This is a genomic window from Cellulomonas sp. JZ18 (assembly GCF_009720485.1).
In the GTDB taxonomy this organism is placed as follows: Bacteria; Actinomycetota; Actinomycetes; order Actinomycetales; family Cellulomonadaceae; genus Cellulomonas.
In genome coordinates, this window is record NZ_CP045245.1 from 2,779,405 (window position 1) to 2,795,399 (window position 15,995).

Genomic DNA, 15,995 nt, shown 5'->3' on the forward strand with positions numbered 1-15,995 from the left:
GAGCCGACCCTCAGTTCAGCGCCGGGTCGTCCGGCGCGGTCCACAGCAGCGCGTTCTCGTCCGGCTGACGGCGCAGCACGCGCCGCCACAGGCCCGCGGGGTCGACCGCGAACGGGTCGTCGGGCAGCGCGTCCACGACGATCCAGCCCTTCGCCGCGACCTCCTCGTCCAGCTGGCCCGCCGCCCAGCCCGCGTACCCGACGAACACGCGCAGCCCCCGCACGCCGCGCGCCACGACCTCCGGCGGCGCGTCGAGGTCGACGAGCCCGAGCCCCGGCGTGAGCGGACGGACGCCCGGCGGCAGGTCGACCGCACCCGGCAGGCCCGCGAGGCCCAGGGCGGCGTCCCGCCCGACCGGACCACCGCCGAACAGCACGCCGGGCGCCGTCACGTGCGGGCGCCAGGCCGGCAGGACGGCCGCGACGTCGACGTCCAGCGGACGGTCGAGGACGACGCCGAGCGCCCCGCCTCCCGTGTGCTCGAGCACGAGCACGACGCTGCGCCGGAAGCTGGGGTCGCGCAGGCCCGGCGTGGCCACGAGGAGTCGTCCGGTCGAGCCGTCCATGCGGCCCATCATGGCCCGGCGGTACCGTCGGGACCCGTGGAGCGGCCGGACGACCCCGAGGACCGCGCACGGCACGTCGCCGCGCGCCTGGCGGAGCTGCGCGCACGCGTGGCCCGGGCGGAGGGCGCGGCCGGACGGCAGCCGGGTGCCGTGCGCGTCCTGCTCGCCGGCAAGACGATGGACGCGGCCACGGTGCGCGCGGCGCTCCTCGCGGACGCCGACGCGCGGGCGGCCGGCTCCGGCACCGCCCCGGTCCTGCTCGGCGAGAACCGGGTGCAGGAGCTCGTGGCGAAGGCGCCCGTCCTGGCGGACCTGGCGCCGACCTGGCACCTCATCGGGCCGCTGCAGTCGAACAAGGTCGCCGCGGTCCTGCGCTGGGCGCACGCGGTCGAGTCCGTCGCGGACGTGACGCTGGCGCGCCGCCTCAGCGAGCGCGTGCGCGAGCGGACCGTCCCGCTGGACGTGTGGGTCCAGGTCAACGTCTCCGGTGAGCCGACCAAGCACGGCGTGGCGCCGGGGGCGGCGCACGACCTCGCCCTGCAGGTCGCCGCGCTGCCCGGGCTCCGTCTGGCCGGCTTCATGACCGTCGGCGCGAACACCCCGGACGAGGCGGTCGTCCGGTCCGGCTACGCGCTCCTGCGACGCGTGCGGGACGACGTGGTGGCGTCGGGAGCGCCGGGCACCGCGGAGGCGCACGGTCTCTCGATGGGGATGAGCCGCGACCTCGAGGCCGCCGTCGCCGAGGGCGCCACGGTCGTGCGGATCGGCACGGCGGTGTTCGGCGCGCGGCCCGCGGCGACCGGCACGGGCAGCGCCCCCGCCCGGTAGGCGCGCGCCGCCGCCCGCCGGCGCACGTCGGGCTCCGTGAGCAGCGCGCGCCGGGCCAGCACGTCCAGGCGGCGCCGTGCCCGCTCGTCCTCCGCCACCCGCGTCCTCCCGCACCCGTGCCCGTCGTGGTCCGTGCCGCCGGTGCGGACGGCGTCCCCCTGCGTCGTCGTCCGCACCGGCGGCACCGGCACGTCGCAGGAGCGCGCAGGGGGCGTCCTGATACGTCCACCGCGCGGCGCTGGGAGGATGGGCGCCATGGACGCCCCCGCGCCCCGCACGCGCCGTCGGTTCCCCGCCCGCGTCTACGCCACCGGGTCCGAGCCGGACGCGCGCTTCTCCCTCGCGAACGAGCGGACGTTCCTCGCCTGGGCGCGGACCGCGCTCGCGCTGCTCGCCGCCGGGGTCGCGCTCGAGGCCCTCGACCCGCCCGTGGAGCCGGGCCTGCGCATGGCGGCGGCGGTCGTGCTCGTGGCGCTCGGCGTTCTCGCCCCGGTCCTGGCGTGGGTGGGCTGGGCACGTGCGGAGCGTGCGATGCGGCGCTCCGAGCCGTTGCCGGCCCCGTCGGCGTTCGGGCTGCTCGTGGTCGGTCTCGTCGCCGCGGGCGTGCTGGTCCTCGTGGGGCTGGTCCGGGCGTGAGCGGACGCCCGGCGGCCGACACGCTCGCCGGCGAGCGGACGGCGCTCGCGTGGCGGCGCACGGCGACCGCCCTGCTCGCCGGCTCGCTCGCGGCGGGCCGCCTGCTGGGCGAGACGTGGGGCCCGGCCGGCTGGTCCGTCGCGGTCGGCGGCACCGTGCTGGCCGTGCTCCTCGTGGTGGCGTCGCACGAGCGCCGCAGCGCCGCACGTCACGACGAGGACGGCGTGACCCGGGCACCCGGTGGCCGCCTCGTCACGACGTGCGCGGCCGGGCTCGTCGTGGTCGGCGTGGCCGCGTGCGCGGTGGTGCTGACCTGGCCCCGGTGACGTCCGGCCGACGGGCCGCGCCCCCGTCGGGAGCACGCCCTCCGCTCAGGGCACGCGCGCCGTCCACGCGGGGTCCGTGAACTTCGTCGCCACGAGCTCGCGCGCGCGCTCGACCTCCTGCGGCCGCAGCGCGCCGTCGACCGTGCGGTACCGGCCGCGGAAGTGCGCGAGGAACGCCTCGATGACGTCCTCGCGCGCCATGCGGGTCTGCGAGCGCACGGGGTCGACCCGCTTGTTCGCCGAGCGCGTGCCCTTGTCGGACAGCTTCTCCCGGCCGATGCGCAGCACCTCGAGCATCGTGTCGGCGTCGATGTCGTAGGACATCGTCACGTGGTGCAGCACCGCGCCGCCGCCGCTCGCCAACCGCTTCTGCGCGGAGCCGGCGAGCTTGCCGGCCGGTGAGGAGATGTCGTTCAGCCCGGTGGTCGTGGCCTGCACGCCGACGTCCGCGAGCGCGCCCAGGACCCACTGGTTGAGGAACGTGTACGAGTCCTCGAAGGACATCCCGTCGACGAGCGACGGCGGCACCACCAGCGAGAACGTGATGCAGTTGCCGGCCTCCATGAACATCGCGCCGCCGCCGCTGACGCGGCGCACCACCGTGATCCCGTGGCGGGCGGCGGCCTCCTGGTCCACCTCGTTGGCGAGCGACTGGAACGAGCCGATGATGACCGCGGGCTCCTCCCACTCCCAGAACCGCAGGGTGGGGCCGCGCCGGCCGGCCGCGAGCTCCTCGGTGAGCACCTGGTCGAGCGCCGTGTGCATGGCGGGCGGCATGACGCCGGGGTCGAGGACGGTGAACTCGTGGTCCCCCCACGCCGTCGACAGCCCCAGGGCGCGGCGCACGGCGACCGCCACCGCGCGCGTGTCGAAGCCGACCATCGCGACCGGTCCGGCGAGGCGGCCCTGGTCCTGCGCGAGCGTGAGCGCCTCGTCGAGCACCTGCACCAGCGAGCCGACCGGGGCGTCGCGCGGGACGCCCTCGAGCGCGGCGCCCAGGACCTCGAGCGCCTCGTCGGGCTCGAGGAAGAAGTCGCCGGACAGCCGCACGTCGCGCAGCCGGCCCTCCCGCACGTCGAGGTCGACCACCACGAGCTTGCCGTCCGGCACCTTGTACTCACCGTGCACGGGTCCACCCTAGGTGGCCCGCGACGGGCACCTGCCCGCCGGGACCGGGACCGGGGCCGTCGCCCGTGCCGCGCTCAGGCGAGCGCCCGCACCGCGGTGAGCGCGCGCTCCTCGACCATGCGGCTCAGCTCGTCGGTCGTGCCGAGCACGTCGGACGCCTGCTCGCGCGCCGCGGGGTCCAGCGCCGTCGCGGTCCAGGTGACGATCGCGTTGCCGACGAGCGTGTGCCCCACGTACCGCGCCCGCGGCTCGCCGTCACCGCCCTGCACGGTGACCTCCTGCACGATCTCCGGCAGCAGACCCTGCCCCTCGATCGCCGGCTGCGTCACCCACCGCACGGCACCGCCCGCGGCGTCGCGCACGGTGTAGGACGTGCACCCGTCCACCGTCGTCACCAGCGTGCGGAAGGCCTCGCGCGCGGTGGCCGGGTCCGGCAGCAGGACCACGTCCTGGGCGACCCGGACCTCCTCGTTGGCCCACGCCAGCGCGTCGTGCGCGACCGGCGGACCGGCGACCACCGTGACGGCGGTCGTGCACGCCGGGGGGTCCACCGTCCCGCCCGTGGGCAGCCCCCACGGCGTCGCGCCCGGTGCGAGCCCCTGCGTGACGCCCGCCTCCGCGGCCGGCACGGCCGACTCCACGTCGCCACGCGTCAGCAGCAGCCGGGGCAGGGTGGTGGCGTCGAACACCGCGTCCGCACCGGGCGGGGCGGCCGGGGACGTGGCGGGGGCGGGCGTCACGCTCGCCGTGGGCGCCGGGGCCGGCGGGGTCGCGGTGGCGGTCGGGTCGGCCGCGGGCGCCGCGTCGCTCCACGGACGCACGACGGCGAGCACGAGCGCGACCAGGACCGCCCCGAGCAGCCACGGCCACCACGGCCTTCGGCGCTGTGGGTCCCTGCCGGGCACGGGCCCTCCTTCCGGGTCGCCGGGGCCCGTCGCGGGGCCACCCCCGAGGCTAGGACGTCCCGCCGACGTCCGCGCGCGCGTCCGTCAGCGCGGCGTCACGCCGTGGTGGCGCAGACCCCAGATCGCCGAGTCGGTCAGCGCCTCCCAGGACGCCTCGATGATGTTGGGCCCGACGCCGACAGTGCTCCACGAGGTCTGGCCGTCCGTCGTCTCGATCAGCACGCGCGTGACCGCGTCCGTGCCGTGGCTCTGGTCGAGGATCCGCACCTTGAAGTCGATGAGCTCGAACGCCTCGAGCTCGGGGTACACGCGCACGAGCGCGCTGCGCAGCGCCTGGTCCAGCGCGTTGACGGGGCCGTTGCCCTCGCCGATCGCGACGATCCGCTCGCCCCCGGCGTTGAGCTTGACCGTCGCCTCGGCGGTGGCCGGCGTGCCGCGCCCGCCGTTGCGCTCGACGATCGTCCGCCAGGACTCCACCCGGAAGTACGCGGGCCGCGCCCCCTCCAGCTCCTCGACGAGCAGGAGCTCGAAGGACGCGTCCGCGGCCTCGAACGTGTAGCCGTTGGCCTCGGAGTCCTTGACGCGGCTCGTGACCCGGCTGAGCACGTCGGGGTGCGCGGCGAGCTCGATGCCGAGCTGGCGGCCCTTGAGCTCGATCGACGCGCGCCCGGCCATGTCGGAGACGAGCATGCGCATGTCGTTGCCGACGAGCGCCGGGTCGGTGTGCTGGTAGAGGTCCGGGTCGACCTTGATCGCCGACGCGTGGAGGCCCGCCTTGTGCGCGAACGCGCTCGCACCCACGTACGGCTGGCGCGCGAACGGCGAGATGTTCGTGATCTCGCTGATCGCGTGCGCGATGCGCGTGAGGTCGGCGAGGCCGCCCGCCCCGTCCTCCCCGCGCGCCAGCACGGCACGTCCGCGCTTGAGCTCGAGGTTCGCGACGACCGCGAGCAGGTCCGCGTTGCCGGTGCGCTCGCCGTACCCGTTCACGGTGCCCTGCACGTGCGTGCAGCCCGCGTCCACCGCGGCGATCGTGTTGGCGACCGCGCACCCGGAGTCGTTGTGCGCGTGCATCCCGAGCACCGCACCGGGGCCCACCGCGGCGCGCACGTCGAGCACGACGTCGCGGACCTGGTCGGGGAGCATCCCGCCGTTCGTGTCGCACAGGGCCACGACCTGCGCCCCGGCCTCGAACGCCGCCAGCACCGCGGCACGGGCGTAGGACGCGTCGAACACGAAGCCGTCGAAGAAGTGCTCGGCGTCGACGAACACGCGCCGTCCCTCGCGGTGCAGGAACGCGACCGTGTCCGCGATCATCGCGAGGTTCTCCTCGCCGGTCGTGCGCAGCGCGCGCTCGGCGTGCCGCAGGTCGCTCTTGGCGACGAGCGTGACGACCGGCGCCTCGGAGTCCAGCAGCGCCCGCACCTGCGGGTCGTCGGCGGCGCGCGTGCCGGCCTTGCGGGTGGCGCCGAAGGCCGCGAGCTCGGCGTTGCGCAGGTCGAGCTCCTTCGCGGCGCGCTGGAAGAACTCGGTGTCCTTCGGCACGGCGCCCGGCCAGCCGCCCTCGATGAAGCCGACGCCGAGCTCGTCCAGCAGGGGCGCGATCGCGAGCTTGTCGGCGACGGAGAGGTTGATGCCCTCCTGCTGGGCGCCGTCGCGCAGGGTCGTGTCGTAGACGTGGAACGAGCGGTCGGTCACGGGTGCTCCTCGGGCGGTGCGGGCGTGCGTCGGCGCAGCGGCTCAGGTGCCGGACCGGCGGGGGTGGTGCCGGGTGCCGCGTCGACGTGCCGGGCCGGCGGGGGTGGAGCCGGCACGGCGGTGGACCAACAAAAAGACCCCCGGGGTACGGGAGGTCTGCGCGTCGGCGGGATGGGCCGACGCGCTACACGATGATGAGCGTGAAGCAGGTCACGGGGTGATGGTGGCACAGGTCCGCCCGCCACGGTGCACCGTCCACGATCCGGGACGTGCGCGCCCCGCCCGTCCGGGTGAGCGGAACGGGGCGTACCGTGCCGAACCGGACCGCGCGCACTAGCGTGTCCTGCGCCCGCGACCGGGGACCCGGACGGGCGCGAGACAGGAGACGGCCATGTCGCACCCCTCCCCCTCCGACGACGCGGCCGGCGGCGCCGGCGCCCCGCCGACGGTGCCGCCCGCGGTGTCGCCGGCCGTGGTGCCGGCCGTGGTGGACGCCGTGGCGCCCACCCGCGCGGTCGCACGGCTCACGGTGGAGGCGCGTCGCTTCTGGGCCGGCGCGGTGGCCACCGCGCTGGTCGCGGGTCTGGTCGGTGCCGTCGGCGTCCTGCTGCTGGAGCGGGTGATGGACCTCGACCTCGTCCTCGACGACGCCGGGTCGGCGATGGCCCCCACCGTGCTCGGCAGCGCGCTCGCCGCTCTCGTCGCGGCGGCGCTGCTGCAGGCGCTCGTCGTCACCACGCCGCGCCCCGGGGCGTTCTTCGGCTGGATCCTCGCGCTCGCGACGCTCGTCGCGGTGCTCCTGCCGCTCACGGGACCCTCGGACCGCGGGGCCGGCATCGCGACCGCGGTGCTGCACCTGCTGGTCGGCGTGTCGATCTGGTCGCTGCTGTCGGGCGTCCTCGGCTGGACCGTGCGGCGCGTGCTCGTCTGACCCCACGACGGCGCGCCCCGTGCCGCTGAACGCGGCGACGGCGGCGCCCGTTCCCGGGAGCCGCCGTCGTCGGCGGGTGCGCGACCGGTCAGACGAGCCGCGTCATCCAGCCGTGCCGGTCGGCCGCGCGGCCGTACTGGATGTCCGTGAGCTCGGCACGGATGCGCGTCGTGACGGGTCCGGCCTGGCCGTCCCCACGACGAGGTCGAAGTCGTCGCTCGCGAGCCGCCCGATGGGCGTCATCACGGCGGCCGTGCCGCACGCGAACACCTCGCTGACGCTGCCGTCGACGAGGCCCGCGCGCAGCTCCTCGAGCAGGATCGGGCGCTCGGAGACCTCGTGGCCGGCGTCGGTCAGCAGGCGCAGGATCGACGAGCGCGTCACGCCCTCGAGGATCGTCCCCGACAGCGGCGGCGTCGCCACCGACCCGTCGGCGTGGACGACGAACACGTTCATGCCGCCCAGCTCCTCGAGCTGCGTGCCCGTCCGGTCGTCGAGGAAGCAGACCTGCTCGAAGCCCTTCGCGTACGCCTCCTGCTGCGGCAGCAGGCTCGCGGCGTAGTTGCCGCCCGCCTTCGCCGCGCCCGTGCCGCCGGCACCCGCGCGGTGGTACTCGCGCGACACCCAGATGGACACCGGCTTGACGCCCTCGGCGAAGTAGGGGCCCACCGGCGAGGCGATCACGAGGAACTCGGCCTCGAGCGACGCGCGGACGCCGAGGAACGCCTCCGAGGCGTACATGAACGGCCGCAGGTACAGGCTGGTCTCCTCACCCGTGGGCACCCACGCGCGGTCCACCTCGACGAGAGCGCGGATCGCGCCGACGAAGTCGGCCTCGGGCAGCTCGGGCAGGGCGAGGCGACGCGCGGACCGCTGGAAGCGCGCGGCGTTCGCCTCCGGGCGGAACGTCCACACCGTGCCGTCGGGGTGCCGGTACGCCTTGAGGCCCTCGAAGATCTCCTGCGCGTAGTGCAGGACCGCCGTCGCCGGGTCCAGCTGCAGGGGCCCGTACGGCTCGACGCGGTGGTCGCGCCAGCCGGTCGCCTGCGACCAGCCGATGCGCGCCATGTGGTCGGTGAAGACGGTGCCGAACTTCGGCGCCGCCAGGGCGGCCGCGCGCTCGGCGTCCGGCGCGGGGTGCGGGGACGCGTGGATCGCGAAGGAGGGCGCGGTCGTGGGGGTCGCGAGGGTGCTCATCGGGAGGCCTTTCACCAGGGTCGACGTCGACGGTACCGGTGCGGACGGCCGGGTGGACAGGTGCGGCGCGGGCGTGCGGGCGCACGCGGGCGGCACCTGCGGGACAGGACTCGGGGCCGGCGCGTGCGCCGCGGTGGAGCGCCCGGGAGGGGCGCGTCAGCCGGCGACGCGGGCGGCGAGGTCCTTGCCCACCTCGGCCGTCGACCGTACTCGCTCGGCCGTGCCGCGCTCGGCGAGGTCGGCCGCGACAGCCGCCTCGACGCGGCGCGCGGCCGCGGTCTCGCCGACGTGGTCGAGCAGGAGCGCGACGGACAGCACGGTCGCCGTCGGGTCGGCCTTGCCCTGGCCCGCGATGTCGGGCGCCGAGCCGTGCACCGGCTCGAACATCGAGGGCGCCGTGCGGTCCGGGTTGATGTTCGCCGAGGCGGCCAGGCCGATGCCGCCGGTGATGGCGGCGGCGAGGTCCGTGAGGATGTCGCCGAACAGGTTGTCCGTGACGATCACGTCGAAGCGCGAGGGGTTCGTCACGAGGAAGATCGTCGCGGCGTCGACGTGCAGGTAGTCGACCGTCACGTCGGGGAACTCCGCGTTGACGGCCTCGACCGTGCGGCGCCACAGGTGGCCGGCGTGCACCAGCACGTTGTGCTTGTGCACGAGCGTGAGCTTCTTGCGCGGGCGGGCGGCGGCCCGGGCGAACGCGTCGCGCACCACGCGCTCGACGCCGAACGCCGTGTTCACGCTCACCTCGTTCGCGACCTCGTGCGGCGTACCCGTGCGGATCGCCCCGCCGTTGCCCACGTACGGGCCCTCGGTGCCCTCGCGGACGACCACGAAGTCCACGTCGCCCGGCTCGGCGAGCGGCGAGCGCACGCCCGGGTACAGCCGGCCGGGGCGCAGGTTCACGTAGTGGTCGAGCGCGAAGCGGAGCTTGAGCAGCAGGCCGCGCTCCAGCACGCCCGACGGGACGCTCGGGTCGCCGATCGCGCCCAGCAGGATCGCGTCGTGACCGCGGATCGCGTCGAGGTCGGCGTCGGTCAGGGTCTCCCCCGTCGCGTGCCAGCGGCGCGCGCCCAGGTCGAAGTCCGTCCTCGTCAGGCGCGGCCCGGCCGACCCGAGGGCCGCCTCGAGCACGAGCAGACCCTGCTCGACGACCTCGGTGCCGATGCCGTCCCCGGCGACGACGGCGAGGTCCAGGGTGCGCGTGCTGTCCGACATGCTCGCCACCCTACGACCGTCCTGCCTGTCGGACCGGCGCTTTCCACGACGTGGACACGGCGGGCGTCCGGGCAGGTCAGTCCACCGCGGGCGCCGGCCCGTCCGTCGGGTACACGACCTCGAACCGCTCGACCACGACCTCGTCGGCGACCTCGCCCGACACGCCCGCGTTGAGCGCCCGCCAGCGCTCCAGCGCGTCCTCGCTCGGCGCGACGCCCAGCTCCGCGCCCGCGTGCCCCGTCGAGACGAGCGACCCGGGCACCACGTCGACCGCCGTGACGCGCACCAGCGCGCGCGGCCTGTGCGCCCCGTCGAGCACGATGCCCACGTCACCCACCTCGGGCAGGTCCGCGAACGCGGCGCGCGGTCCCGACGTCGCCGTCTTGCGCCCCGCGAGCACGGCCTCGACCTCGGCGTCGGCCTCCTCCGCGGTCACCCCGAACGTCCACGCCGGCGGGACGACGACGTCGTCCGACTGCTCGCCCACCACGACGCCGAGCCGGCCGAACCCGAGGTGCCCCTGTGCGGCCTGCCAGAACGCCAGCAGCCCGTCGTCGTCCTGCACGTCCGCGCGCTCGCGCGCCGTCGTCCGCGGCTCGTCCATCGGCTCCTCCTCGGCTCGGGTCGCCGCCATCCTGCCCTCCGCCCACCCGACCGGCGACCGGAGCAGGAACGGCGACGGGCCGCCACGCACGAGGCGTGACGGCCCGCGGCCGAGGAGGGGTCAGCGCGCCGCGCTGCCCTCGCGGTAGTCGCTGTCCGAGGGCTTCACCCACGCGAACAGCTGGCGCAGCTCGCGGCCGACCGGCTCGATCGGGTGGTTCTGGCCCTTCTCGCGCAGCGCCTGGAACTCGGGCGCGCCCGCGTCCTGGTCGGCGATGAAGCGGCGGGCGAACTCGCCGTTCTGGATGTCGGCGAGGACGGCCTTCATGTTCTCCTTCACCTCGGGCGTGATGACCCGCGGGCCGGAGACGTAGTCGCCGTACTCGGCCGTGTCGGAGACCGACCAGCGCTGCTTGGTGATGCCGCCCTCGAAGATGAGGTCGACGATCAGCTTGAGCTCGTGCAGCACCTCGAAGTACGCGACCTCGGGCTGGTAGCCCGCCTCGGTCAGCGTCTCGAAGCCGTACTGGATGAGCTGCGACACACCACCGCAGAGGACGGCCTGCTCACCGAACAGGTCGGTCTCGGTCTCCTCGGTGAAGGTCGTCTTGATGCCCGCGGCACGCAGGCCGCCGATCGCCTTGGCGTACGAGAGCGCGAGGTCCCACGCCGAGCCCGACGCGTCCTGCTCGACCGCGACGATGACCGGCACGCCGCGCCCGTCCGCGTACTCGCGACGCACGAGGTGACCCGGGCCCTTGGGGGCGACCATGAGCACGTCGTGGTTCGCGGCGGGCTTGATGTAGCCGAAGCGGATGTTGAAGCCGTGGCCGAAGACGAGCGCGGCGCCGTCCTTGAGGTTCGGCTCGATCTCGTCGCGGTAGACGATCCGCTGCACCTGGTCCGGCGCGAGGACGACGACGACGTCGGCCCCGGCGACGGCCTCGGCCACGGTGGCGACCGCGAGGCCCTCGTTCTCGGCCTTCTCCCGCGAGGGCGAGCCCTCGCGCAGGCCGACGGTGACGTCGACGCCGGAGTCGCGCAGGTTCAGCGAGTGCGCGTGCCCCTGGCTGCCGTAGCCGATGACGGCGACCTTCTTCTGCTGGATGACCGACAGGTCGGCGTCGTCGTCGTAGAACAGCTCAGCCACGGTGGATCTCCTCGATGTGTCGTGCGTAGGGGACGGAGCAGGTGGGGTGGGTCAGGCGGACCGGCTCACGCGCTCGAGCGCGCGGTCGGTGATGGACCGCGGTCCGCGGCCGATGGCGACCGTGCCGGACTGCACGATCTCACGGATGCCGAACGGCTCGAGGGCCGCCAGCAGGGCGTCGAGCTTGCCCGGGCTGCCGGTCGCCTCGACGACGACCGTGTCGGGAACGACGTCCACGACGTGCGCGCGGAACAGCTGCACGACCTCGAGCACGTGCGTGCGCTGGGACACGTCGGCCTTGACCTTGACGAGCAGCAGCTCGCGCTGCACGGAGGCGGCGTCCTCGAGCTCGACGATCTTGATGACGTTGATGAGCTTGTTGAGCTGCTTCGTCACCTGCTCCAGCGGGAGCGCGTCGACGTCGACGACGACCGTGATGCGGCTGATCTCCTCGTGCTCGGTCGGACCCACCGCGAGCGAGTGGATGTTGAACGAGCGCCGCGCGAACAGGCCCGCGACGCGCGTGAGCACACCGGGCTTGTTCTCGACGAGGACGGACAGGGTGTGGCGGGTCATCGCAGCGGTTCCTCTCAGTCCTCGCGGTCCCACGCGGGGCTGATGCCGCGGGCGTACTGGATGTCGTCGTTGCTCACGCCGGCGGCGACCATCGGCCACACCATCGCGTCGCGCGAGACGGTGAAGTCCACGACCACGGGGCGGTCGTCGATCTCGAGCGCCCGCTTGATCGTCGCGTCCACGTCGGCCTTCGTCTCGCAGCGCAGGCCCACCGCGCCGTACGCGTCGGCCAGCTTGACGAAGTCCGGCACGCGCACCGTGCCGTGACCGGTGTGCAGGTCGGTGTTGGAGTAGCGCGACTCGTAGAACAGGGTCTGCCACTGGCGCACCATGCCGAGCGAGCTGTTGTTGATCACCGCGACCTTGATCGGGATCTCGTTGATCGTGCAGGTGGCCAGCTCCTGGTTGGTCATCTGGAAGCAGCCGTCGCCGTCGATCGCCCACACCGTGCGGTCCGGCGCACCGACCTTCGCACCCATGGCCGCCGGCACCGAGAAGCCCATCGTGCCCAGGCCGCCGGAGTTGATCCACGAGTTCGGGCGCTCGTAGCGGATGAACTGCGCGGCCCACATCTGGTGCTGGCCCACGCCCGCGGCGTAGATCGCCTCGGGGCCGGTCAGCTCGCCGATGCGGCTGATGACGTGCTGCGGCGCGAGGTGGCCGTCCGTCGGCTCGTCGTACCCCAGCGGGAACGTCTCGCGCCACGCGTCGAGCTGGCGCCACCAGGCCTCGAGGTCCGGCTTGCCCTGCTGCTCGTGCTCGCGCTCGAGCTCGGGGAGCAGGTCCGCGATGACCTCGCGCAGGTCGCCGACGATCGGCACGTCGACGCGCTTGTTCTTGCCGATCTCGGCCGGGTCGATGTCGGCGTGCACGACCGTCGCGTTCGGGGCGAAGCTCGACAGCTTGCCGGTCACGCGGTCGTCGAACCGCGCACCCAGCGCCACGACGAGGTCCGCCTTCTGCAGCGCGGCCACGGCGGCCACCGTGCCGTGCATGCCCGGCATGCCGAGGTGCTGCGGGTGGCTGTCGGGCAGGGCGCCGCGGGCCATGAGCGTCGTCACCGCGGGCGCGCCCGACAGGTCGGTGAGCCGGCGCAGCAGCTCCGAGGCGCGGGCGCGGATGACGCCGCCACCGACGTACAGCACCGGCCGGCGGGCCGTCGCGAGCAGACGTGCGGCCTCCCGGACCTGCTTCGCGTGCGGACGCGTCACCGGGTGGTAGCCGGGCAGCTGCACCTCCTGCGGCCAGCTGAACGTCGTGTCGGTCTGCATGGCCGACTTCGTGATGTCGACGAGCACCGGCCCGGGACGGCCCGACGACGCGATGTGGAACGCCTCGGCGATCGTGCGGGGGATGTCGTCCGCGTCCGTGACGAGGAAGTTGTGCTTGGTGATCGGCAGCGTGATGCCGACGATGTCCGCCTCCTGGAAGGCGTCGGTGCCGATCAGCGCGGTGCCGACCTGACCCGTGATCGCGACCATCGGGACGGAGTCCATGTTCGCGTCGGCGATCGCCGTCACGAGGTTCGTCGCCCCCGGGCCGGAGGTCGCCATCGTGACGCCGACCTTGCCCGAGGCGTAGGCGTAGCCGGCGGCGGCGTGGCCGCCGCCCTGCTCGTGCCGCACGAGCACGTGCCGCACCCGGCTCGAGTCCATGAGCGGGTCGTAGGTGGGCAGGATGGCACCGCCGGGGATGCCGAAGACGACGTCGACGCCGACCTCCTCGAGCGACCGGACGATCGACTGGGCGCCGGTGACCTTCTCGGGGCCGATGCGGCGCGTCTCCGTCTCGGCCGGGCGCGCGGCCGCGTCACCCGCGGGCCGGACGGGGCGGACCGGCGTGCGCGGCGGTGCGGGGTGGGGACCCTGGACCATCGTCGTCTCCTGGTGCTGCTCGGTGCTGTCGTCGTGCGGCGTGCGCACGTCCGGTGCGGTCCCCGGCGCACAGGCACGCCGGGCACGAAAAAGCCCCTCGACCCGGGCACCGGGATGGACGAGGGGCGAGCGCGCGCGGACGAGACCTGGCGGTGTCGGCCTCAGCCGGCGCGCTCAGGAAGTACTACGAGGATCGTCTGCACGGCCGTGACACTACGCCCGTCACGCGGACGTGTCACCTCGCCCCTCCCGCGTCTCACATCCTGGTTCACGAGACCGGATCACGGACGCGCCGCCGGGGTCACCGCCCCGCCGCCGGCGCCGGCCGGCGTGCGGCGGTCAGGTGACGGCGCCGCGCGCCCCCGACGCCACGAGCACCACGACGCACAGCACCGCGACGACCATCGCGAGGGTGAACGGGAGCCGGCTGCGGTCCCGGACGAGCCCGACGGCGCCCGCCACGGCCCCCGTGCCCACCGCCAGCACGGCCACGACGGCCGGCACGGGGCGCGGCGCCCCGGGCGGGCCGAGCACGGCGACGACGACCGCGAGCGCGAGCACGGCGGGCGCGAGCACACCCGTCGCCCGGCGTCCCAGCCGGTGCGGCAGGCCGCGCACGCCCGTCGCCGCGTCGTCCTCGAGGTCGGGCAGCACGTTGGCCAGGTGCGCGCCGACCCCCAGCAGCGCACCCACCGCCGGCAGCCACGCGGCGGGGCGCCCGTCCCCCGGCAGCGCCAGCACGACGAAGGCCGGCAGGAGCGCGAACGCCACCGCGTAGGGCAGCCAGGACGCGGCGGTCGACTTCAGGCGCACGTTGTACGCCCAGCCCATCGCGACGGCGCCCAGGTGCGCGGCCGCGGCGGCGAGCCCGGTCGGCAGCGACAGCAGGACGGACGCGAGCACCGCGGCGACCGCCGCGCCGCGCAGCGTGCCGGGCGCGACGGCCCCGGTGACGACCGGCTTGTCGGTGCGGCCCACGGCACGGTCGCGGGCCGCGTCGAGCCAGTCGTTGGACCAGCCGATGGACAGCTGGCCGGCCAGCACGACGCCGAGCACGAGCAGCACCGTCCCGCCCGGGGCGCCGACGCCCACCGCGAGCGCGGTGCACAAGGAGGTGACGACCACCGTCGGACCGAGGTGGGACGCACGCGCGAGCGCGACCGCCGTCGCGGCCGGGCCGCGGCGCGCGTGCGGGTCGCGCACCGGGGCGGCGGCAGGGGCGTCGGGCACACCTGGACGGTAGCCCGCGCCGTCCGGCGGCGCCCGTGCCACGATGCCGAGATGTCCCGCGTCCTCGCCGTCGCCCCCGCCCTGCCGGGCCCGCCGCACGCCCAGGACGCCATCGCCGAGGTGATCGCGCCGCTGGTCACGGGCGAGGACGAGCGTGCCGGCCAGCTCATGCGCCGGCTGCACCGCAACAGCGGCGTGCGCACGCGCCACCTCGCGCTCGCCCCGGACGAGTACGCGGGCGTGCGGGACTTCGGGCAGGCCAACGACCTCTACCTGCGGGTCGGCACGGACCTGGCCGCACGGGCCGCGGCGGACGCCCTGACGCGTGCCGGCGTCGCGCCCGAGGCCGTCGACTTCGTCCTCTTCACCTCGGTGACGGGGATCGGCGCGCCCTCGGTCGACGCCGCGCTCGTCGGCCGGCTCGGGCTGCGCTCGGACGTCAAGCGCCTGCCGTCGTTCGGGCTGGGCTGCGTCGGCGGGGCCGCCGGGCTCGCCCGGGTGCACGACTACCTCGCGGGCCACCCCGACGACGTGGCGCTGCTGGTCTGCCTCGAGCTGTGCTCGCTGACGCTCCAGCACGGCGACACCGACCCGGCCTCGCTCGTCGCCAACGGCCTGTTCGGCGACGGCGCCGCGGCGGCCGTGCTCGTGGGCGACGCGCACCCGTCGGCCGACCGGGCGCCCGGACCGGCCGTGGTCGCGACGCGCAGCCGGCTGTACCCGGGCACGGAGGGCGACCTCGGCTGGCAGATCGGCGCGACGGGCTTCCGCATCGTGCTGTCCGCGGGGCTGCCGGACGTCGTGCGGGCCGAGCTCGCGCCGGACGTCGAGGGCGTGCTCGCCGCGCACGGGCTCAAGACCGGGGACGTGACCCGCTGGGTCGTGCACGCCGGCGGGCCCCGGATCCTCGACGCCGTCGAGCAGTCGCTCGCGCTGCCCGCCGACGCTCTCGCGGCGAGCCGCGCGTCGCTGGCCGCGGTCGGCAACCTCTCGTCCGCCTCGGTGCTCGACGTGCTCGACCGGACGCTGCGCGAGGACCCGCCGCCCGGCGGGTCGCCCGGCGTGCTCCTCGCGTTCGGTCCCGGTGTCAGCGCCGAGATGGTGCTGCTGCGCTGGTCCACGGCAGGCTGACA

At 75.3% G+C, this 15,995-nt stretch carries 15 protein-coding genes and 1 pseudogene; 5 read left to right on the plus strand and 11 right to left on the minus strand.

Annotated elements, in window-relative coordinates:
- Positions 1-10: 10 nt before the first annotated feature.
- Entirely contained in the window at positions 11-565 is a 555-nt protein-coding gene (locus tag GC089_RS12675; RefSeq protein ID WP_230684786.1) for a YqgE/AlgH family protein, read from the minus strand.
- 36 nt (positions 566-601) lie between these two features.
- Here GC089_RS12675 and GC089_RS12680 point away from each other — a divergent pair, with 36 nt between their 5' ends.
- From GC089_RS12680 to GC089_RS12690, 3 genes are all read left to right on the plus strand, one after another.
- Positions 602-1,393, plus strand: a complete 792-nt coding sequence (locus GC089_RS12680; RefSeq protein ID WP_155377969.1) for a YggS family pyridoxal phosphate-dependent enzyme — start codon at positions 602-604, stop codon at positions 1,391-1,393.
- 246 nt (positions 1,394-1,639) lie between these two features.
- Positions 1,640-2,029, plus strand: coding sequence for a YidH family protein (locus tag GC089_RS12685; RefSeq protein ID WP_155377970.1), 390 nt, complete (start codon positions 1,640-1,642; stop codon positions 2,027-2,029).
- Complete coding sequence (locus GC089_RS12690; protein WP_155377971.1) at positions 2,026-2,355, plus strand: DUF202 domain-containing protein; 330 nt, start codon at positions 2,026-2,028, stop codon at positions 2,353-2,355. Before GC089_RS12685 ends, GC089_RS12690 begins: the two co-directional genes overlap by 4 nt.
- 45 nt (positions 2,356-2,400) lie before the next feature.
- Here the strand turns inward: GC089_RS12690 and GC089_RS12695 are convergent, their stop codons facing one another.
- The 3 genes from GC089_RS12695 to cimA all read right to left on the minus strand — a co-directional run bounded on the left by GC089_RS12695 (position 2,401) and on the right by cimA (position 6,086).
- Positions 2,401-3,483 (minus strand): lipoate--protein ligase family protein, encoded by a 1,083-nt coding sequence (locus GC089_RS12695; protein WP_155377972.1) that lies wholly within the window; start codon positions 3,481-3,483, stop codon positions 2,401-2,403.
- 74 nt (positions 3,484-3,557) lie between these two features.
- Positions 3,558-4,388 (minus strand): sensor domain-containing protein, encoded by an 831-nt coding sequence (locus GC089_RS12700; RefSeq protein WP_155377973.1) that lies wholly within the window; start codon positions 4,386-4,388, stop codon positions 3,558-3,560.
- Positions 4,389-4,472: 84 nt separating this feature from the next.
- Positions 4,473-6,086, minus strand: a complete 1,614-nt coding sequence (gene cimA, locus GC089_RS12705; RefSeq protein WP_155377974.1) for a citramalate synthase — start codon at positions 6,084-6,086, stop codon at positions 4,473-4,475.
- A 391-nt stretch (positions 6,087-6,477) separates the two neighbouring features.
- Between cimA and GC089_RS12710 the strand changes: the two genes are divergently transcribed.
- A complete protein-coding gene (locus tag GC089_RS12710) occupies positions 6,478-7,017 on the plus strand; it encodes a DUF6069 family protein (protein WP_155377975.1) in 540 nt (179 codons plus the stop codon).
- An 88-nt stretch (positions 7,018-7,105) separates the two neighbouring features.
- Here the strand turns inward: GC089_RS12710 and GC089_RS12715 are convergent.
- From GC089_RS12715 to GC089_RS12745, 7 genes and pseudogenes are all read right to left on the minus strand, one after another.
- Positions 7,106-8,214: pseudogene (locus tag GC089_RS12715) on the minus strand (branched-chain amino acid aminotransferase).
- A gap of 156 nt (positions 8,215-8,370) precedes the next feature.
- On the minus strand, positions 8,371-9,429 hold the full coding sequence (locus GC089_RS12720; protein ID WP_155377976.1) for a 3-isopropylmalate dehydrogenase: 1,059 nt from the start codon (positions 9,427-9,429) through the stop codon (positions 8,371-8,373).
- Positions 9,430-9,505: 76 nt separating this feature from the next.
- Entirely contained in the window at positions 9,506-10,063 is a 558-nt protein-coding gene (locus GC089_RS12725) for an ASCH domain-containing protein (protein ID WP_230684787.1), read from the minus strand.
- Positions 10,064-10,153: 90 nt separating this feature from the next.
- Positions 10,154-11,182, minus strand: a complete 1,029-nt coding sequence (ilvC, locus tag GC089_RS12730; RefSeq protein WP_155377977.1) for a ketol-acid reductoisomerase — start codon at positions 11,180-11,182, stop codon at positions 10,154-10,156.
- A gap of 51 nt (positions 11,183-11,233) precedes the next feature.
- A complete protein-coding gene (ilvN, locus tag GC089_RS12735) occupies positions 11,234-11,758 on the minus strand; it encodes an acetolactate synthase small subunit (RefSeq protein ID WP_155377978.1) in 525 nt (174 codons plus the stop codon).
- A gap of 14 nt (positions 11,759-11,772) precedes the next feature.
- The gene (locus GC089_RS12740) at positions 11,773-13,632 is read right to left on the minus strand and encodes an acetolactate synthase large subunit (protein ID WP_155379214.1); all 1,860 of its coding nucleotides are present in this window, start codon (positions 13,630-13,632) and stop codon (positions 11,773-11,775) included.
- A gap of 339 nt (positions 13,633-13,971) precedes the next feature.
- Positions 13,972-14,862, minus strand: a complete 891-nt coding sequence (locus GC089_RS12745; protein ID WP_155377979.1) for a UbiA family prenyltransferase — start codon at positions 14,860-14,862, stop codon at positions 13,972-13,974.
- A 51-nt stretch (positions 14,863-14,913) separates the two neighbouring features.
- Between GC089_RS12745 and GC089_RS12750 the strand changes: the two genes are divergently transcribed.
- Positions 14,914-15,993 (plus strand): type III polyketide synthase, encoded by a 1,080-nt coding sequence (locus tag GC089_RS12750; RefSeq protein ID WP_155377980.1) that lies wholly within the window; start codon positions 14,914-14,916, stop codon positions 15,991-15,993.
- Positions 15,994-15,995 lie beyond the last annotated feature (2 nt).